General features: G+C 68.3%; 1 protein-coding gene (running past one end of the window). It reads right to left on the reverse strand.

Going from position 1 to position 22979, the window contains the following annotated elements:
• Positions 1-22979: part of a non-ribosomal peptide synthase/polyketide synthase coding region (locus AB0L57_RS28765; RefSeq protein WP_364968639.1), annotated on the reverse strand (this coding region is incomplete at its 3' end). 14253 nt of the annotated region lie beyond the right edge of the window; the window shows 22979 of its 37232 annotated nt.

A 22979-nucleotide genomic window follows, 5' to 3' on the forward strand; every position in this document is an offset into this window, starting at 1 on the left:
GTCGCAGCCGTCTTCAGCAACACCGCATCCGACGAATCCAAACCGAATTCCGCCGTCTTCCACTGCAACTGATTCGCAATCGCAGCATGCGACACCGCCACACCCTTCGGGCGACCCGTCGAACCCGACGTGAAGATCACATACGCCGTATTCGAAACCCGCAGCGGCGCAACCCGATCCACATCGGTGACCGGACTGCCGGACAGCGCCGACAGATCCAGTGCGTCCATCCGGACGATCGGCGCGACCGCCGTCTCGAAGTCCGCACCCTCGTTCGTCAGCACGCAGACCGGTGCCGCCGTCTCCAGGATGTAGTTCGTCCGCTCGGCCGGCTGATCCGGATCCAGCGGCACATAGACACCACCCGCCGTCGCGACGGCGTACATCGCCACCACCAGATCCGTGGACCGGCGCAGGGCGAGACCGACCGACGACTCCGGGCCCACGCCCAGTGAGATCAGATGCCGGGCAAGACGATTGACCGCATCGCCGAGTTCGGCGTATGTCATGACGTCGCCGTCGGGGTCGACGATCGCCTCGGCGCGCGCGTGGCCGGCCGCGGTCGACGCCAGCAGCGAAGCCAGCGTCGCGTCCTCGTCGACCGCGTGCCCGGTCGTATTGCGAACGGCCACGAGGGCGTGTCGCTCGGCGGCATCGAGCAGGGCGAAATCACCGACCGTCGCCCGCGGCGCGGCGACGATCTCACCGAGCAAGCGCACGAAACGGTCGACGAAGCCCTCCACCGTGGCCCGCTCGAACAGATCGGTGGCGTAGGTGAAGAAACCGTCGATCCCTTCCGGCGCACCGGAATCGGCGTAGGTGTCCGCGACGATCAGATGCAGATCGAACTGCGACAGCTGGGTGTCGAAATCGACGCCCGAGACCTTGAGGCCGGGTAGCTCCAGACTGGTCTGCGCCAGGTTCTGGAACGACAGACCCACCTGGAACAGCGGATGCCGGGCCGTCGAGCGCACCGGGTTGAGCACCTCGACCAGGCGCTCGAAGGGCACATCCGCATTGGCGAAGGCCTGGATGTCGGTCTCGCGCTGGCGGGCGAGCAGATCGGTGAACGACGCGCCCGCATCGATCTCGGTCCGGAAGACGAGGGTGTTGACGAACATGCCGACCATGTCGTCGAGCGCCGCCTCGCCACGACCCGCGATCGGGGTACCGATCGCGATGTCGTCGGTACCGGACAACCGCGCCAGCAGCATCGCCAGCGCCGTGTGCACCACCATGAACAGCGTCGCGCCCTCGGCACGCGCGAGATCCGCCAGCGCACGGTGGATTTCGGCGTCGATGTGCACCGGAACCTTGGCACCGGCGAAGGTCTGCACGGCCGGACGCGGGTGATCGGCCGGGAGATCCAGCTGATCGGGCAGCTCCGCGAGCCGGTTGCGCCAGTAGACGACCTGCTTGGCCGCCGGCGATTCCGGATCGTCCTCGCTACCGAGCACCTCGCGCTGCCAGATGCTGTAGTCGGCGTACTGGACCGCCAGCGGCGCCCAGTCCGGCGCGGTACCGGTGGAACGAGCCGCGTAGGCCGTCATCAGATCCCGGGTCAGCGGCCCCATCGAGGAGCCGTCACCGGAGATGTGGTGCACCGTCATCGCCAGGACGTAATCGGCACCTGCCGCATCGGTATCCGACGGATGCTCCGCAGGCTCCGCATCGGTATCCGACGGATGCTCCGCAGGCTCCGCATCGGCGATCTCGAACAGGGCCACCGCCACCGGCACCGCGGTGGTGACATCGAAGACCGTGGCGGTCAATTCCACGACGGCACTCTGGATCTCATCGGCGGAGATGGTGCGCACCGTCAGTTCCGGCAGCGCCTGCTGCACCGGCAGAATCACCTGTACCGGACCGGTATCGGTCTGCGGGTACACCGTGCGCAGCACCTCGTGGCGGGCCACCAGATCGGCGATGGATTCGCGCAGCGCGTCCACATCCAGCACACCGGTCAGGCGAACCACGACCGGCACGTTGTAGGCCGCGGACTGGGTGTCGAACCGGTTCAGGAACCACATCCGCTGCTGTGCCAGCGACAGCGGAATCCGTTCCGGCCGTGGTCCGGCCGACAGTTCACGACGACCCGAACCCGCCTGACGTTCGATCCGGCGGGCCAGCAGGCCCACACTGGGCACCTCGAACAGCAACCGGACCGGGATCCGGGTGTCGAGTGCGGCGCCCAGCCGCGCGACGACCTGGGTGGCGATCAGCGAGTTACCACCCAGCTCGAAGAAGTCGTCATCCACGCCGACCCTGGCGTCGGCTCCGGTCAATCCGAGTACATCGGCGAAGGTCGCCGCCACGATCTCCTCGATCGGCGTGGACGGCGCCCGGAATTCCCGGGTCTCGAAGGCCGGCTCGGGCAACGCCCGGCGGTCCAATTTGCCGTTCGGGCTCAGCGGCAGCTCCGCCAGCACCACGAACGCCGAGGGCACCATGTACGACGGCAGCAGCGCGGCCAGATGCTCACGCAGCACATCGATGTCGACCTCGTCGCCACCGGGGACGACGTATCCGACGAGACGATCGCCCGTCGTGGGATCGGTGTGGACGAGTGCGACGGCCGCGTCCACCGAATCGTGCCGGGTGAGCGCGGATTCGATCTCGCCCAGCTCGATCCGCAGACCGCGCAGCTTCACCTGGAAGTCGGTGCGGCCCAGGTACACGATGGCACCGTCGGCATTGCGCCGGACCAGGTCACCGGTGCGGTACATGCGGGAACCGTCGGCCGAGAACAGATTCGCGACGAACCGGTCGGCGGTCAGATCGACCCGGCCGAAGTATCCCCGCGCGAGCTGATCGCCGGCCAGATACAGCTCACCGGCGACACCGGCGGGAACCGGATGCAACCGCGAATCCAGCACATAGGCCTGGGCATTCCACACCGGAAGGCCGATGGGCACCGCTCCGAGAGCGTCCTCGGTGACCGCCGCGTGCGTGGCGTGCACCGTGAATTCGGTCGGGCCGTAGAGGTTGTGCAGCTCGGCCGAACCGATCCGGCGGAACGCGGCAACGGTATCGGAGGTGAACGCCTCACCGGCCACGAGCAGGGCTCGCAGCGAGGTCACCGTCGCGCTGTCGGCACCGGCGGAGAACATCCGCAGCATCGAGGGCACGAACGAGGTGATGGTCACCTGTTCCGCGGTGATCACGTCGGCCAGATACTGCGGATCGCGATGACCGTCGGGACTCGCGACGACCATGCGGCCGCCGGAAGCCAACGGAGCGAACAGCTCCCACACCGACACGTCGAAGGTCGCCGGGGTCTTGAACAGTACGACATCGTCGCTGCCCAGACCGTATTCGCTGACGATCCAGCGAATCTGGTTCAGCACCGCGGCATGCGGCACCGCCACACCCTTAGGCCGGCCGGTCGAACCCGAGGTGAAGATCACGTACGCGGGGTTGGACGGACGCAGCGGGCCACGACGCTCGGCATCGGTCGGCGCGGTGGTGGCGTATCCGGACAGATCCAGTTCGTCGACGCGCACGGTCGCGCGCACACCCGGCGAATGCCGGGAGTCGTCGTCCCGAGTCAGCGTGTCGAGGGCGTCGGCGTCGCGGGAGGTGGTCAGGACACACACCGGGTCGGCCTGCTCGAGGACATAGGCGATGCGGTCGGCGGGCTGATCGAGATCCAGCGGCACATAACCGCCACCGGCCTCGAGGACCGCGTAGATCGGGACGACCAGATCCAGCGAACGCCGGATACCCAGCGCCACCAGGGTTTCCGGACCGACTCCGAGCTCGATCAGGTGCCGTGCGAGGCGGTGCACACGATCGGCGAACTCGGCATAGTCGAGCTCCTCGCCCGCCACGCGGTCGACAACCGCGATCGCGTCGGGCGTGACGCGAGCCCGGGTCTCGAACAGATCGGTCAGCGAGCCCTCCGCGCCGATCTCGACCTCGGTGCTGTTCCAGCCGCGCACCTGCTGCGCGGCTTCGCGCGCGTCCAGGATCGGCAGATCTCCGACGGCGCGATCCGGTGCGGCGGCAACGGCTTTCAGCAGCCGCAGGAAGCGCTGTGCCAGATGGGTGATGGTATCGGCGCAGAACAGATCGGTGGCGTAGACGAACTTCGCGGTGATACCACCGGGTACGGTGCCCTCCCCCTCGGGATCCACGACCCGAGGACGCTCGCTGAGTTCCAGCTGCAGATCGAATTTCGCCGTCTCGATCGGCAATTCGACACCGTTCACGGTCAGCCCCGGAAGTTCCAGGGTGATCTGGTCGGTGTTCTGCAGCGACAGCATCACCTGGAACAGCGGGTGCCGGGCCTGGGACCGCTGCGGATTCAGGATCTCGACGAGCCGCTCGAACGGCAGATCGGCGTGTCCGAAGGCGGCGACGTCCCCGACCCGCACGGCCTGCAGTAGATCGGCGAAGGTCATGTCGGCGTCGATGCGTGTCCGCAACACCAGCGTATTGACGAACATGCCGATGACGTCGTCGAGCTCCCGCTCACCACGGCCGGCGACCGGCGTGCCGATCGCGATGTCCTGTTCGCCGGACATTCTCGACAGCAGGACGGCCAGTGCGGCATGCATCACCATGAAGGTGGTCGCGCCGCGGGTGCGTGCCAGATCGGCCAGCTGAGCCTGGGTCTCCGGATCGATCTCGAAGCCGTGGATCGAACCGCGCCCCGATGCCACCGCCGGGCGTGCCCGGTCGGCCGGCAGGTCCAGTTGCTCGGGCAGCCCGCGCAGCGTCTCGGTCCAGTACGAAACCTGCTGGGCGATGACCGATTCCGGATCCTCCTCGGATCCCAGCACCGCACGCTGCCACAGCGCGAAATCGGCGTATTGCACGGCCAGTGGCTGCCACGCGGGTTCGCCGCCCTCGACCCGGGCGCTGTAGGCGATCATCACATCGCGCGCGAGCGGTCCCATCGAGAAACCGTCGGCGGAGATGTGATGTACGACGATCGCGAGCACATGCTCGGTGGGGCTGACCTCGTACAGTCGTGCCCGGAACGGCACACCGGTGGTGACGTCGAAGCCACGCAGCACCAGCTCGGCGAGCTGTTGCGCCAGTTCGGCATCGGTGACGTTGATCGGGGTCAGATCGGGTATCACCCGGCCGGTGGGAGCGATCTCCTGGTACGCCTCACCGTTGTCGTCCGGATACAGCGTGCGCAACGACTCGTGGCGCGCGAGGACATCGGCCACCGCGATCTGCAGTGCCTGCCGGTCCAGCAGACCGGAAAGACGCACCACCACCGGGATGTTGTCCACCGCGGACGCGGAGTCGAACCGGTTGAGGAACCACATCCGTTGCTGAGCCAGCGACAGCGGCAGCCGTTCGGGCCGGGCCTGCGGCACCAGCGGCTTGCGAATGCTGGTGCCCGAAGCCGACTCCGCGCGGGCAGCGAGAGCGGCGACCGTGGACGCCTCGAAGATCTCACGTACTCCGAGCTGGGTCTCGAGCGCCGTGGACAGCCGGGCGGCGACCCGGGTCGCGATCAGCGAGTTACCACCGAGAGCGAAGAAGTCGTCGTCCAGACCGACCCGGTCGAGTCCGAGTACCTCGGCGAAGGTGCCGGCCACGATCTCCTCCACCGGCGTGGTGGGAGCGCGGAAGACCACCGCCTCGAAGACGGGGGCGGGCAATGCCCGGCGATCGAGTTTGCCGGAGGCGTTGAGCGGCAGCGCGTCCAGCGGCATCACGATCGACGGCAGCATGTAGCTCGGCAACTGCCTGCCCAGCTGCTCGCGAACGATCTCGATGCTCGTCGAGAAGCCCTGTTCGGCAACGACATACGCCACCAGGTGGGCGCCGGTGTGCGGATCGTCGCGAACGACGACCACCGCCTGCGCGATTTCCTCCTGCGCGGTGAGCGCGGCCTCGATCTCACCCAGTTCGAGGCGCTGACCGCGCAACTTCACCTGGAAGTCGGTGCGGCCGAGATAGTGCAGCTCACCCTCGGCGGTCCACATCACGAGGTCGCCGGTCCGGTACATCCGTTCCCCGGTGGCGCCGAAGGGGTTGGCGACGAAGCGATCCGCCGTCAGATCCGTGCGTGCCACGTATCCGCGGGCCAGCTGATCGCCCGCGAGATACAGCTCACCCGCGATACCGACCGGAGCCGGCCGCAGCCGCGCGTCCAGGACGTAGACCCGGGTGTTGTACACCGGGCGGCCGATCGGCACCGAATCGACGTCGGCATCGACGACCTGGTGATAGGTGACATCGACGGCCGCCTCGGTGGGGCCGTAGAGGTTGTTGACCTCGGCTCCGGTCAGCTCGCGCAGACGGTGCACCGGCTTCGGCGCCAGCGCCTCGCCGGAGGAGAACACCATGCGCAGCGAAACACACCGCGCGACAGCCGGTTCCATCACGAACACGGACAGCATCGAGGGCACGAAGTGCGCCACCGTGACACCCTGTGCGGTGATCAGCTCCGTCAGGTATCCCGGATCGCGATGCCCGTCGGGCTTCGCGATCACCAGCCGCGCACCGATCTGCAACGGCCAGAAGAACTCCCACACCGACACATCGAAGGTCGCGGGGGTCTTCTGCAGGACGACATCGCTGCCGGTGAGACCGTACTCCGACTGCATCCAGACCAGACGGTTGACGATCGCCGCGTGCGATACCGCGACGCCCTTCGGGCGGCCGGTGGAACCCGACGTGAAGATCACGTACGCGGTGTTCGCGGGCCGCAGCGGTGCCCGCCGTTCGGCATCGGTGACCGGTTCGGTCGAGTAGCCGGACAGGTCCAGCAGATCGATCCGCACCTGAGCGGTATCGGTCGCGAGATCCTCACCGGAGGTCAGAACGGATACCGGATCCGCCACTTCGAGGATGTACTGCGTGCGCTCGGCCGGATGATCGGGATCGACCGGGACATAGGCGGCACCCGCGACGGACACCGCGTACATGCCGACCACCAGATCGATCGACCGCCGCATACCGAGCGCCACCAGCGTCTCCGGTCCGACGCCACGTTCGATCAGCCAGCGCGCCAGTGCGTGCACCCGGGCGGCGAACTCGGCGTAGGACAGAGTTGTCCCCTCGAACGTCAGCGCGAGCGCCTCGGGGGTGCGCGCGACCTGCGCTTCGAACTGCGCGACCAGCGTCGCATCCGGCGCGCCACCGTCCGCCAGCGCCGCCGCCAGATCGAAGTCGGTGGCATTCCACCGCTCGACGGTGAGCTCACGTTCGGCCGGATCGAGCAGTTCGATGCTGCCGATCGCGACATCCGGATCGGTGGTGATCGTGCTCAGCACCCGCACCAGACGATCTGCGACCCGGCGAACCGTGTCCTCGTCGAACAGATCGCGCAGATAGCCGGCCCGAACCCGCAGCTGGGAGTCGAGCCGGACGATGAGCGTCAGCGGGTAGTGCGTCGCATCGGTGGAATCGACACCGGTCACGGCCATACCGTCGATATCGGCGGCCTGCTGCTGAATCCCCTCGGCATCGACCGGATAGGACTCGAACACCACGAGCGTGTCGAACAGCGCGCCCAGGCCGGACGCGGCCTGAATCTCCGCGAGACCCACGTAGTGGTGCTCGAGCAGACCCGCTTGCTCGCCCTGAATCCGCGTCATCAGCTCGCGCACCGATTCGGATTCGGCGAAGCGCACCCGGACGGGCACCGTATTGATGAACAGGCCGACCATCGATTCGACACCGGTCAGTGCGGGCGGGCGCCCGGACACGGTGGTACCGAACAGCACGTCGTCGCGACCGCTCCAGCGGCCCAGCAGAATTCCCCAGGCCACCTGCAGCACGGTGTTCGCGGTGACGCCCAGTTCACCGGCCAGTGCCACCAGTCGCGCGGTCGCCGCCTCGTCCAGGTCGAATACGTACTCGTCCGACAGCGCGGTGATTTCACGCCCGGCATCCTGGCGCGTGAGCAGCGTCGGCTCCGACACTCCCTCGAGCGCGGTCGACCAGGTGGCCAGCGAGGCCGGGACATCCTGCTGCGCGGACCATTCCAGGAAGTGCCGGTAGGACCGCACCGCCGGGAGCGCGGCGGTGTCGCCGCGGGTGGCATACAGCATCAGCAGGTCCCGCATCAGCAGCGGCATCGACCAGCCGTCGAGCAGGATGTGATGGTTCGACACCGCGAGCTGCCAGCTGTCGTCGGCGACCCGGATCAGGGTGAACCGGATCAACGGCGGCTCCGTGAGGTCGAACCGGTGCATCCGGTCCTCCTCGACGATGTCGCTCGCGTCGCCGGTATCCCGGCGGTCGTACTCGGCCCAGGCCACGGCCACGTCGTCGAGCACCACCTGCACCGGGTTGCCCTCGGCGTCGGTGAGGAATACGGTCCGCAGATTCTCGTAGCGGCCGATGAGAGCCTGTGCGGCCGAACGCAATCGGGCCGTGTCGACCCGCCCGGTGAGCGTGAGCACCGCCTGCGCGGTGTACACGTCGACCGAGGATGCGGCCAGCTGAGCGTGGAACTGCAGACCAGCCTGCAGGGCCGACAGCGGCCACACCTCGCGCAGCGCCGGGAACCGCTGCTCCCATTCGTCGATATCGTGCTGGGTGACCCGGACCAGGGCGAAGTCCGACGGCGTGTGCCCGCCGGCCTCGTTCGACTCCGCGTGGCGCGCCACGGCTTCCACCGCGGTGACCCAGAGCCGGCCGAATTCGCCGACCGCGTCGGCGTCCAGCAGCGTGGTCGGATAGCCGATGTTGGCGCTCAGCTGCTCACCGACGACGATCGCGTTGATATCCAGCGGCGCCATGACCGGCATGTCGGCGTCGTAGCCGCCGCCCACCTCGCCGAGGTCCGAGGACGGAATCCAGCCGAAACCACGCATGCCCTCGGGCACCGCGCCCTCGGCGACCCGGCCCAGGTAGTTGAAACTCACCTGGCCGGGCAACTGCTCGGGCAGCTGTGCCCCGGTCTCGGGATTCAGATAGCGCAGCATGCCGTAGCCGAGTCCCTTGTCCGGGACCGCGAGCAGCTGTTCCTTGATGGCCTTGATGGCCGGGCCCATCGCGGGGCCACCGGTCAACGCGGAGTCGATGTCGATACCGGACAGGTCGAACCGCACCGGGAAGATGGCGGTGAACCAGCCGACGGTGCGTGACAGATCCGCACCCGGCACGACATCCTCTTCGCGGCCGTGGCCTTCCAGGCGGACGAGAACCGAATCCGCCGCGGCGGCAGCGGGATCACCGGCGATCCGGTCCGCCACGGCGGTCCGGTTGGCCCGCCACTTCGCCAGCGCCAGCACCAGTGCGGTCAGCAGACCGTCGTTGACACCGCCGTGGAACAGCGCCGGAACGGTGGTCAGCAGGGATCGGGTGGCCTCCGCCGAAATCTCGACGTGCAGCCGGTCCAGCACACCGGACACGTCGATCGCAGGATCGAGCGGCCGCTCGGTGAGCAGCGGGTCGGGGCCCTCGACCACCGAACGCCACCAACCGATCTCGTCACCGCGCTCGACCGCGAGTCGCTGCAACGCATGCGCCCAGGTGCGCATGCTGGTCCCGGTCGACGGCAGTTCGGGCTCCTGCCCGGCCGACAGCTGTCCCCAGGCCGCCACGAGGTCCGGCACCAGGATTCGCCACGACACACCGTCGACGATCAGGTGGTGGGCCACGACGATCAGGCGCCCGGTCCGGGCATCGGATTCGCGACTCGGCTCCAGCCACACGAACCGGATCACCACACCGGCGGCGGGGTCGAGCTTGTCGAGCGTGGCATCCAGTGCGGCCGAGGCGATCTCGACCAGTTCGGCGTCATCGATGGCCGGGTCGAACTCGACCCGATCGATCAGGGCATCGATATCGACGGTGCCCGGATCCGCGGTCTCCGCGATCCACTCGGCGCCCTCGTCGCGATGCAGGCGGACCCGCAGCATGTCGTGCCGGTCGACGACCGCGCCGACGGTCGCCACGATGCCCGCGCGATCGATACCCGCCGGAAGATCCAGCGCCAGAGTCTGATTGAAGCGCCCGAACGAACCGGGCCGCTCCACCATCAGCCGCGCGACGGGCGTCAGCGGCATGGCGCCCACGCCACCACCGGGCAGCTCCGCCAGTACCGGCTTCGAATCCGATTGCGCGCTACCGGTTTCCGCGACCGCGGCGAGACCGGCGACGGTGCGCCGCTCGAAAACATCACGCGGGGTGAAGATCACGCCGCGCGCCTTCGCGCGGGAGACCAGCTGAATGGAGACGATGCTGTCGCCGCCCAGCGCGAAGAACGAATCGTCGACACCGACCCGCGGTATCCCCAGCACCTCGGCGAAGACCTCGGCGATGGTGTGTTCCAGCTGGTTACGCGCCGCGCGGAACTGCCCTTCGGCCTCGAAGACCGGCTCCGGCAGCGCCTTGCGGTCGAGCTTGCCCGCCGGGGTCAGCGGGACGCTGTCGAGCGCCATGATCGACGACGGCACCATGTAGGCGGGGACCCGCTCCTCGAGATGCGCCTTCAGGGCCGCGGCGTCGATCGCATACCCGGGCGCCGCAACGACATACGACACCAGCACGACCGTGCCCGCGGCATTGCGATGACCGATGGTCGCGACGTAGTCGACGCTCTCGTGCGCCGACAGCGCGGCGTCGATCTCGCCCAGTTCGATGCGGAAACCACGCACCTTGACCTGGAAGTCGGAGCGGCCGACGTACTCGAGCTGGTGACCGGTACCGGGCCGCGAGATCCAGCGGACCACGTCACCGGTGCGGTACATCCGATCACCGGGTACGACCGGGTCGGCGACGAAACGATCCGCGGTCAGCGACGCACGCGCGTGGTAACCGCGCGCCAGCTGCGGACCGGCGACATACAGTTCACCGGTCACGCCGTCGGGCACCGGCTGCAGACGATCGTCGAGGACCAGCGTCCGCATTCCGCGAATCGGCCCGCCGATGGTGACGACGTCGCCCGGCAGGAGCGCGTCGCTGATGGTCGGGGCGACCGTGGACTCGGTGGGGCCGTAGGCGTTGTGGAAGGCGCGTACGGGTCCGTCCGCGCCGAGCGGAACGGCCCATTTTCCGAGCAGATCCGCGGGGACCGCCTCACCACCGGTGATCAGCACCCGCAGCCGGTCCAGGCCGCGCGGATCGAGGGTGGCCAGTGCGGCCGGGGTGACGAAGGCATGGGTGACGCCCTCGGTGCGGATCAGCTCCGTCAGCTCGGCACCGCCGTACACACCCGTCGGCACGATCACCAGCGCGCCGCCCGATCCGGCCGCGAGCAGGAACTCGAGAATCGACGCGTCGAAGCTCGGTGAGGCGAAATGCAGTGCGCGCGAAGCGGAATCGAGTCCGAACCGCTCGACCTGCTCGGTGCTGAAGTTCGCCAGGCCGGCGTGGGTGACCACGACGCCCTTGGGCACACCGGTCGAACCCGAGGTGTAGATGACATAGGCCGGATGCGCCGGAAGCAACGGGCGCACCCGATCGGCGTCGGTCACCGCCGCGGCGGTGTACCGATCCGATTCCAGTTCCTCGAGCACCAGCCAGTCCACCGAGTCCGGCAGCTGGTCGCGTACCGAGGCGACGGTCAGGCCGACTCGGGTACCCGAGTCGGTGACCATGTGCTCGATGCGATCCGCCGGGTAGGTCGGGTCGATCGGCAGGAACGCCGCACCCGACTTCGCGACGGCCCATTCGGCGAAGTACGAATCGCTCGACCGCGGCACCGCGACGGCGACCAGATCCTCGGCGCCGACGCCACGTTCGATCAGCAAGCGCGCCAATCGGTTCGATCGATCGTCGAGCTCGCCGTAGGACAGACTCGTCCCCTGCTCGCCGTCCGTGCGACCGTCCACCACGGCCGTCGCCGACCGATCCCGCGCGGCCTCGGCCAGCAGTTCCGGCAGTGTCCGCGGCGGTACCGCGGGTCCACCGGTGCGTGCCGTGAGCTCGGCGCGCTCGGCCGGGTCCAGGATGTCGATGGCACCGACGGAGATCTCCGGATCGGCCGCGACCGTCTCGAGTACCCGCTGCCAGCGCGTCACGAAGGACGCGGCGGTCGCCTCGTCGAACAGCTCCGTGGCGTAGGTCAGCGCCAGTGCCATACCCGCTGCGCTGTCGGCGTTCTCGGACAGCGTGAACTGCAGGTCGAACCGGGCGTTGTGCTCCTCGAGTTCCAGCGCGGAGACCGTCAGCCCGGGCAGCTCCAGCGTCGAGCGCTCCATGTTCTGCAGTGCCAACGCCACCTGGAACAACGGATTACGGGCCTGGGATCGCTCCGGGGCGAGCAGATCCACCAGCCGCTCGAACGGCACGTCGGCATTGTCGAAGGCCGCCAGATCCGCGTGGCGGACCCGGCCGAGCAGTGCGGTGAACGACTCCCCCGGATCGATACCGGTCCGCAGCACCAAGGTGTTGACGAACATGCCGACCAGATCGTCGAGTTCGGCCTCACCACGCCCGGCGATCGGCGCACCGACGGCGACGTCGTTGCCACCGGACAGCCGTGCCAGCGTTATCGCCAGGGTGCTGTGCAGCACCATGAACAGCGACGAACCACGCCGGCGCGCGATGTCCTGCAGAGCCGCGACCAATTCCGGTGACAGCGAGCGGTGCAGCGTGTCACCACGATGCGACGTCACCGCGGGGCGCGGCCGGTCGGTCGGAAGGGTCAGCTCGTCCGGGATCCCGTCGAGCGCGCGCCGCCAGTAGTCCACCTGACCCGCCAGCAGCGACTGCGGATCGTCCTCGGAACCGAGGACCTCCCGCTGCCACACCGCGAAATCGGAGTACTGCACCGGCAGCGGCTCCCAGCCGGGTGCCGAGTCCTGGATGCGCGCGGTGTAGGCCGTCATCACATCCCGGATCAGCGGGCCCATCGAGAAACCGTCGGAAGCGATGTGGTGGACGACGACCACCAGCACGTGTTCGGTGCCGGCCGAACCGGTCGGCTCGACCTCGAACAGCCGCGCCCGCAGCGGTACCTCTTCGGCCACATCGAAGCCGTCGGACGCGAATTCGGCTGCCGCCGTGACGAGTCGGTCCTCGGCGATCGGATAGGCGTGCAGGTCCAGGGCGACCTGTTCGGCCGACACCGGTACCTGGGTGACGACTCCGTCCCGTTCCGGATAGCGCGTCCGCAGCGACTCGTGCCGGCGCACCACGTCGAAGATCGCGGATTTCAGTGCGGCGATATCCAATTCGCCGGACATCCGGATCGCGATCGGCAAGTTGTAGGCCGCCGAGGACGTGTCGTACTGGTTGAGGAACCACATGCGCTGCTGCGCGTACGACAGCGGAACGGATTCCTCGGCGGAGTGATGCCGGGCACGCAACCGCGGGCGCGCGGTGGCGGTCTGCACCGCCGCCCACGCGGCCAATGCCTCCACCGTCGGGGTGTCGAACAATGCCCGGACGGGCACGGTACCGCCCAGCGCGGCCCCGATTCGGGCCGCGACCTGGGTGGCGATCAGCGAATTGCCGCCGAGTGCGAAGAAGTCGTCATCCAGGCCGACCCGCTCCACACCGAGCATCTCGGCGAAGATCGTCGCGACGACATCCTCGACCCGGGTCACGGGTGCGCGGAATTCGGCGAGGGTGAAGACGGGATCGGGCAGCGCCTTGCGATCCAACTTGCCCGATGTGTTGAGCGGGAAGGCGTCCAGCACCACATAGGCGGTGGGCACCATGTAGCCGGGCAGAGTGCGAGCCAGCTCGCGCCCCACGGCGTCGACGTCCACCGTCCGGCCGCCCGCGGCCACCACATAGGCCACCAGCTGGTCCCCGGTGCGATCGTCGGTGCGGACCACCACGACGGCCTGCGCGACGGCATCGAGCGCGGACACCGCCGCCTCGATCTCACCGAGTTCGAGGCGCTGACCGCGCAACTTCACCTGGAAGTCGGTGCGGCCCAGATATTCCAGCTCACCCAGGGCATTCCAGGCGACCAGGTCACCGGTCCGGTACATCCGGGCACCGCCGGCCGCACCCGAGAACGGGTCCGCGACGAATCGCTCGGTGGTGAGGTCGGCACGGGAGACATAACCGTGCGCCAGTTGCACTCCGGCGAGATACAGCTCGCCGGGCACACCGACCGGGACCGGACGCAATCGCGAATCCAGCACGTACACCCGGGTGTTGAACACCGGCGCGCCGATCGGCACGGTGACGGTGTCGTCATCGGTCACCTCGTGATAGGTGACATCGACCGCGGCCTCGGTCGGGCCGTACAGGTTGTGCAACCGGGCGGCGGTCAGGTCCCGCAGCCGCTGTGCGGTGTTCGCGGGCAACGCCTCACCCGAGGTGAACACATTGCGCAGACTGGCGCACATCGCATGGACACCGCCAATTTCGTCGGCAGCGCTCGACTCGGCGAGCACGCCCACGAATACCGACAGCAGCGAGGGCACGAAGTGCACCGCGCTGATCCGCTCGTCGTCGATCAGCTGTGCCAGGTATCGCGGATCACGGTGGCCGTCCGGCTTCGCCACGACCAGGCGAGCGCCGACCTGCAGGGGCCAGAAGAACTCCCACACCGATACGTCGAAGGTCGCGGGCGTCTTCTGCAACACCACATCGTCGGCGGCCAAACCGTATTCGGCATGCATCCACACCAAGCGGTTCACGATCGAGAGGTGCGAGACCGCGACACCCTTCGGGCGGCCGGTGGAGCCGGAGGTGAAGATGACGTAGGCGGTGTTCTCCGGGCGCAGCGGACGATGCCGGTCGGCATCGGTCAGCGGCGCGTCGGAGAATCCGGACAGGTCGAGCTCGTCGATGCGCACCTGACGGGTCCGGGAGGTGTCCAGATCCGTTCCGGCGGTGAGTACGCAGACCGGATCGGAGGTGTCGAGGATGTAGTCGATGCGTTCGCTCGGATGGTCGGGGTCCAGCGGCACGTACGCACCACCCGCCGCCGTCACCGCGTACATACCGACGAGCAGATCGATCGAGCGGCGCATACCCAGCGCCACATACGATTCCGGCCCCACGCCGGTCTCGATCAGCCAGCGTGCCAATCGGCGGACCCGGCACGCGAACTGCTCATAGGACAGACTCGTCCCCTCGAACGTGATCGCGACCGCGCCCGGTGTCCGCGCGACCTGCGCCTCGAACAGCGAGGCCAGCGTTGCCGGGGAAGCGTCGACCGGTGAGGTCAGCGCGGCGTCCAGCGGGAATTCGGTGGCATTCCAACGCTCCAGGATGCGCAACCGCTCGATCTGCTCGAGCAATTCGATATCGCCCACCGCGATCCGCGAATCCTCGACTGCCGCACGCAGAATCCGTGCGAACCGCACGCCGAAGGCACCGGCGAACTCGGGGTCGAAAAGGTCTGTGACATAGACCAGTTCGGCCTTCATATCCGAGTTCGGGCCACCGGCGTCACTCAGTACCAGCTGCAGATCGAACTTCAGCGTCGGCGGGTCGATCTGCACCTCGGACAGACTCAGCCCGGGCAATTCGAGCGAGCTGACGCCCTGATTCTGGAACGACAGCATCACCTGGAACAGCGGATGCCGTCCCTGCGAGCGGGCGGGGTTCAGCACCTCGACGATGCGCTCGAACGGAGCACCGGCATGCGCGAAGGCTGCCAGGTCGCCCTCGCGAACCTGTGCGAGCAGGTCGGCGAAACTCGCATCGGATTCGACCCGCGAACGCAGGACGACCGTGTTGACGAACATGCCGACCAGGTCGTCGAGCTCGGCCTCACCACGACCGGCGACCGGAACACCCACGGCGATGTCGTCGGTGCCGCTGAGCCGTGCCAGCAACACCGCGAACGCACTGTGCAGCACCATGAACAGCGTGGTGCCGTTGGTGCGCGCGAGCTCGTTCAACGCCTCGACGAGATCGCCCGGAATCTGGAACCGATGGGTGCGGGCCGCGTAGGTGGCGGTCGCCGGCCGCTGCCGGGCGGTGAGCCGCAGTTCCTCCGGCAGTTCCGCGAGCGTGGTACGCCAGTAGTCGAGCTCCCGCGAGATCGGCGACTCCGGATCGTCCTCGGATCCGAGCGTTTCCCGCTGCCACAGGGTGTAGTCCACGTACTGGACGGCCAGCGGCGCCCACTCCGGAACGGCGTCCGCACGCCGGGCCACATACGCGGTCATCAGATCGCGGACCAGCGGGCCCATCGAGAAGCCGTCGGCGGCAATGTGGTGCGCGACCACCACCAGGATGTGCTCGCGCTCGGAGCGGCGGTAGACCCGCAGGCGGAGGGGCAGTTCACCGGTGAGCTCGAAGCCACGATCGATGAACGCGGTGATCTGCGCGGCCGAATCGCGGGCACCGTCGACCACATCGATCGCCGGGATCGCCTCGGCGGTCGTGAGCACCTGCTGGTAACCCACCCCGTCCTCGGACGGGTAGATGGTGCGCAACGATTCGTGTCGCGCGATCACATCCGCGACCGCGGCGCGCAGCGCGGGCATGTCCAGGTCGCCGGTGAGCTGCACCGCGGCCGGGATGTTGTTGGCCGAGGACGCGGCGTCGAAGCGGTTGAGGAACCACAGACGCTGTTGTGCCAGCGACAGCGGCGGCCGTTCCGGGCGTTCGCGGACGGTCAACGCCGGTCGCGTCCCGATACCGGTGGCCGCCCCGATCCGAGCGGCGAGCCCGGCGACGGTCGGTGCGTCGAACAGCATTCGCACACCGATCTCGGCATCGAACGCGTCCCGCAGCCGCGCCGCGACCCGCGTGGCGATCAGCGAGTTGCCACCGAGATCGAAGAAGTCGTCATCGGCACCGACGCGATCGAGCTCGAGCACCTCGGCGAAGACCGCGGCCACCTTCTCTTCCGCCGGCGTCGACGGAGCCTGATAGGTGTGCGCGTACGCGGCGGGTTCGGGCAGGGCGCGACGATCCAGTTTCCCGTTGGCGGTCAACGGAATCCGGTCCAGCACCACCATCGCCGACGGGATCATGTACGACGGCAGCCGTGCGGCCAGATGGACCCGCAGTGCGGTGTCGAGGTCCGCCTCGTCCGCCACATCCGCGACGACATAGGCCACGAGTCGATCACCGACGCGGCTGTCGGTGTGGACGACGGCGACCGCGTCGGTCACCGACGGGTACTCCCGCAACGCGTACTCGATATCGCCGAGCTCGATGCGCAGACCACGCAGCTTCACCTGGAAGTCGGTGCGGCCGCGATAGATCAGTGCCCCGTCGGCCGTCCGGACCACCAGGTCACCGGTGCGATACATCCGGTCGCCGCCGAATTCGAACGGATCGGCCACGAATCGATCGGCCGACAGCGCGGGGCGGCCGAAGTAGCCGCGCGCGAGCTGCTCACCCGCGAGATACAACTCACCGGCGACACCGGTCGGCACCGGGTGCAGCCGTGAATCCAGCACATAGGCACGGGTGTTCCACACCGGCCGGCCGATCGGCACCGACGTCGAGCCGATCTCGGCGACCGGCCATCCGGTACCGGTGACGGTGAATTCGGTGGGCCCGTACAGGTTGTGCACGGTGGCGTCGCTGAATGTCCGGAAGGCGGTGACGACAGCCGGTGGCAACGCCTCGCCACCGGCGAGAACCGCACGCAGCGAACGGCATTCGTCCGCCGACGCGCTGCCGGCGAACACCGAGAGCATCGACGGCACGAACGAGATCACGGTGATCGCGTGCCGGCTGATGATCTGTGACAGATATACCGGATCGCGATGCCCGTCCGGTGCGATGACGACCAGCCGGGCGCCGACCGACAGCGGCCCGAACATCTCCCACACCGACACGTCGAAGGTGACAGGGGTCTTCTGCGGAACGGCGTCCTGCGCACCGAGCTCGAATTCGCCGGTGATCCAGGCGATCTGGTTCAGCAGCGCGGCGTGCGAGATCGCGACGCCCTTCGGACGGCCGGTGGAGCCGGACGTGAACAGCACGTAGGCCAGATGCGTCGGCAACAGCGGTGCGGTCCGGTCGGCATCGGTGATCGGATCGGCGGAGTACTGCTCCAGATCCAGTTCGTCGATCATCAGTACCGGCAGGCCCGCGGGCTCGAAGTCGTCCCGCGAGGTGGTCAGGACACACGCCGGCCCCGAGGTCTCGAGCACGTAGGCGTTGCGCTCGATGGGCTGATCGGGGTCCAGCGGGACATAGGCGCCACCGGCCTGCAGCACCGCGTAGACGGCGACGATCAGGTCGACCGAACGCCGCATCCCCAGCGCGACCCGGACGTCGGGGCCGACGCCGGCCTCGATCAGCCTGCGCGCCAGCCGCTGCACCCGCGCGTCGAACTCCGCGTAGGTCAGCGATACCGGCTCCGCCGCAACGGATTCGGTGTCATCGGTCGCGTCCACGACCGCGACCGCGTCCGGAGTGCTCCGCACCTGCGCGGCGAAGACGTCGAGCACCGTCGAATCCGCGGGAAGCGGTCGCACGGCACCGTTGAAGTCGCGCAGCTGATGCGCCGCCTCGGCGGCATCCAGCAGTGGGATGTCGCCGATCGCCCGCTCGGGCAGGGCCCCGCGCCCCTTCGGCAACGGCCCGCGCCGGCGGGCGGTGACCGCCTTCAGCAGCCGCACGAACCAGCGACCGAACCGCTCGATGGTCTCGGCGTCGAAAAGATCGGTGGCGTAGATGAATCGAGCACCGATACCGTCCGGAACGACGGTGCCGTCCGCGTCCGTGCGCGTCCGCTCGACCAACTCCACCGACAGGTCGAACTTCGACATCTCGACCGGAAGCTCGAATCCGGTGACCGACAACCCCGGCAGCTCGAGCTCGAGCGCACGTGTGTTCTGCAGCGACAGCATCACCTGGAACAGCGGATTACGCGCCTGCGACCGTTGCGGATTCAGGATCTCGACCAGCCGCTCGAACGGCAGATCGGTATGACCGAATGCGGCGATGTCGCCGGTACGGACCGACTGCACGAGTTCGGTGAAGGTGGCGGCGGGATCGACCTCGGTCCGCAGGACCAGGGTGTTGACGAACATGCCGACCAGATCGTCGAGGACCTGCTCGCCACGACCGGCGACCGGCGTACCGATCGCGATGTCGGACTCACCGCTCAACCGCGCCAGCAACGCCGCGAGCGCGGCGTGCACGACCATGAACAGGGTCGCGCCCTGACCGTGCGCCAACTCGTCGAGATTGGCCTGGACATCGGCACCGATATCGAACGCGTACACCGCGCCCCGGCCCGAAGCGACGGCCGGACGCGGCCGATCGGAGGGCAGATCCAACTGCTCGGGCACTCCGCGCAGAGCGTCCGTCCAGAACGAGACCTGCTGGGAGATCAGCGATTTCGGATCGTTCTCGGCACCGAGCACCGCACGCTGCCACAGCGCGTAGTCCGCGTACTGCACCGGCAGCGGCTCCCAGCCCGGGACCACACCGGCGCTGCGCTCGGTGTAGGCGACCACCACATCGCGCACCAGCGGATTCATCGAGAAGCCGTCGCCGGAGATGTGGTGCAGCACCAGCACGACCACATGGTCGTGTTCGTCGAGCCGGAACAGCTGCGCCCGGAACGGCGGCTCATGGGTCACGTCGAAGGACGAACCTGCCAGTTCGAGCACCCGGAGCGGAAGTTCCGCGGCGGTGACCGATTCGGGTGCCAGCTCGAAGACGACCTCCCGCACCGGCAGTACCCGCTGATGACCGACTCCGTCGACCTCGGGATAGACGGTACGCAGCGATTCGTGGCGGGCGAGTACATCGGTCATCGCCGCGTTGAGGGCAGCGAGATCGAGCGCTCCGGTCAACCGGACCGCGAGCGGAATGTTGTCGACCGCGCTGCGGTTGTCGAATCGGTTCAGGAACCACATCCGCTGCTGAGCCAGCGACAGCGGCACCAGCTCACCGCGTTCCTGCGGCACCAGCGGCGCCCGGCCACCCTGTCCCGCAACAGATTCCACCCGGGCCGCCAGACCCGAGACCGTTCCGGCCTCGAACAACGCACGCACACCGACCTGGGTGTCCAACGCGGCGCCGAGCCGGGCCGCGACCTGCGTGGCGATCAGCGAGTTGCCACCGAGCGCGAAGAAATCGTCGTCGGCACCCACGCGGTCGAGGCCGAGCACCTCGGCGAAGATGTTCGCGACCAGTTCCTCGACCGGGTTGGACGGCGCGCGGAATTCGCGCGCGGCCAGCTCCGGAGCGGGCAGCGCCCGGCGATCCAGCTTGCCACCGGGGGTCAGCGGAATCTCGTCGAGCACCGTGATCGCGGTCGGCACCATGTAGGCCGGAAGCCGGTCGGCCAGCCGGGCCGACACCGCGTCCACGTCGAGGGTCCGGCCGGCCACCGGCCGCACATAGGACACCAGCACCGACGAACCGACCTCGAGCCGGTGCCCGATGGTGACGGCGAAGTCGATATCCGGCTGCGCGGTCAGGGCGGCGTCGATTTCACCCAGTTCGATGCGGAATCCGCGAATCTTGACCTGGAAGTCGTTGCGGCCCACATATTCCACCGCGGGCGCACCCGAGGCGTCGCGCTGCCAGCGCACCACGTCACCGGTGCGGTAGAGCCGCTCGCCCGTCCCACCGTACGGATCGGCGACGAATCGTGCCGCGGTCAGCGCCGGTCGCGCGAGATATCCACGCGCCAGCTGGATTCCGCCGACATAGAGCTCGCCGACGACGCCCTCGGGCACCGGCCGCAACCGGTCGTCGAGCACCAGTGCGCGCATGCCGTGAATCGGGCCACCGATGGTGATCCGTTCTCCGGCGGCCAGCGGACCGCTGATGTTGGTCGCGATCGTCGCCTCGGTCGGACCGTAGGCGTTGTGGAATCGGCGTACCGCCGAAACATTCTCGGCCACGGACCATTTGGCGACCAGATCCGCCGAGACCGCTTCACCACCGGCGATGATGACCCGCATACCGGCCAGGTCGGCCGGATCCAGCGAGGCCAGTACCGACGGCGTGATCAGGCCGACGGTGACCCGTTCACGGGCGATCAGCTCGCCGAGCTCCGCACCACCGTAGTTCCCCGGCGGCACCACGACCAGGGCGCCCGCCGAACCGATGGCCAGCAGCAGCTCCAGGACCGACGCGTCGAACGACGGGGAGGCGAACGCCAGCGCCCGGGTATCGATACCCAGGCCGTACCGGCGCACCTGCTCGGCGCTGAAGTTGGCCAGACCGGCATGGGTCACCAGCACGCCCTTGGGCAGACCGGTGGAACCCGAGGTGTAGATGACATAGGCGGCATGCTCGGGGCGCAGCGCGGCCCGGCGGTCGGCATCATCGAGGGTCGTGCCGTCCTGCGCGTCGACCTCGGCGGCGAACGCCGGATCATCCAGCACCAGCCAATCGCCGTCCGGCAGCGCCGGGAGCGCATCGGCCTCGGCCGCGAGCGTGATACCCAGCCGGGCACCGGAATCGGTGACCATGTGCGCGATCCGGTCGGCCGGATAGGCCGGATCGACCGGCAGGAAGGCCGCTCCCGCCTGCGTGACGGCCCATACGGCCAGCACCGACTCGATCGAGCGCGGCACCGCGACGGCCACGACAGTCTCGGGGCCGACGCCGCGTTCCACGAGCGATCGCGCCAATCGTGCTGCGGCAGAGTTCAATTCGGCGTAGGTGAGCGCACGGCCATCGGCGACGACCGCCTGGCCGTCCGGGTTGGCCGCGACGGCGATCCGCATCAGTTCCGGCAACGTCCGCGGCGGGACCACGGGACCGCCGGTGCGCCCGAGCAGTTCGGCGCGCTCCGCCTCGTCGATCAGGATGTCGATCGCACCGACGCGCTGATCCGGCGTGTCGACTATCGCGTCGAGTACTCGTAGCAGCCGGGCGGACAGGGCCGTGATCTGATCGGCGTCGAACAGGCCGGTCTGGTATCGCAGCGACAGCTCGATGGTGTCCTCGGCCATCACCACCAGGGTCAGCGGGTAGTGCGTGTTGTCGTTGATCGTCGCACCGGCCACCGACATGCCGTCGATCGAGCTGGTCGCGGCGAGCGCTTCCTTGTCGACCGGATAGGACTCGAAGACCAGCAGGGTGTCGAATTCCGCAGCCGGTCCGGCGGCACGCTGGATATCGGTCAATCCCAGATAGTGATGTTCGAGCAGGCCCGCCTGCGCGTTCTGCAACGCGCTCAGCATCGCGCCGCCGGTGGACCGGTCGTCGATGTGAACGCGCACCGGCACGGTGTTGATGAAAAGGCCGACCATCGACTCGACGCCGGGCAGATCCGCCGGGCGCCCGGAGACCGTGGTACCGAAGACGACGTCGTCGCGTCCGACGAGCCTGCCCAGCAGGATGCCCCATGCCGCCTGGAGCAGGGTGTTCATCGTGACGCCCAGTTCGGCGGCCCGGGTGGTGATCCGGCGGGTCTGCTCGGCGTCCAACTCGGTGGTGACCCGCGCGATTTCGGAGCCCTGCCGCCCACGCGTGGCGGGTGCCAGCTGGGTCGGCTCCTCGATGTCGCCCAGCGCATCGGCCCACGCGCGCAGTGAGGCTTCGCGGTCCTGCTGGTGCAACCACTCGAGCACGTTGCGGTACGACACCGGCCGCGGCAGCGCGGACTGCTCGCTCCGGGCGGCGTAGAGCACCAGGAGATCACGCAGCAGCAGTGGCGTGGACCAGCCATCCACCAGGATGTGATGAGTGGTGATCGCCAGATGCCACTCGACATCACCGGTACGAACCAGGGTGAAGCGGGCCAGCGGCGGCGTCGCCAGATCGAAACGGGTGGCCTGATCCTCGGCCAGTCGCCGCCGCAGCGCGGCGCGACTGTCGGATTCCTGGCGCAGATCCAGCTCACGCCACGGCACCTCGACATGGTCGAGCGCGATCTGTACGGGCTGTCCCGCGGAATCGGTGACGAAGGCGGTCCGCAGATTGGGATACCGGCCGATCATCGCGATCGCGGCATCGTGCAGGCGCGCACGATCCAGATCACCGGACAGTTCCAGCACGGCCTGAATCGTGTACACGTCCACGTCGTCCTGGACGAACTGCGCGTGGAAGAACAGACCCGCCTGCAGCGGGGAGAGCGGCCAGACCTCCGTCAGCGCCGGGTACCGGCGCTCCCACATCTCGATATCGGATTGCCCGACCCGGACCAGCGCCATATCCGAGGGGGTGAAACCGCCGCTGCCCGGGCGCCGGACGTAATCGGCGAG

Source organism: Nocardia sp. NPDC052254 (genome assembly GCF_040679495.1).
GTDB lineage: Bacteria > Actinomycetota > Actinomycetes > Mycobacteriales > Mycobacteriaceae > Nocardia.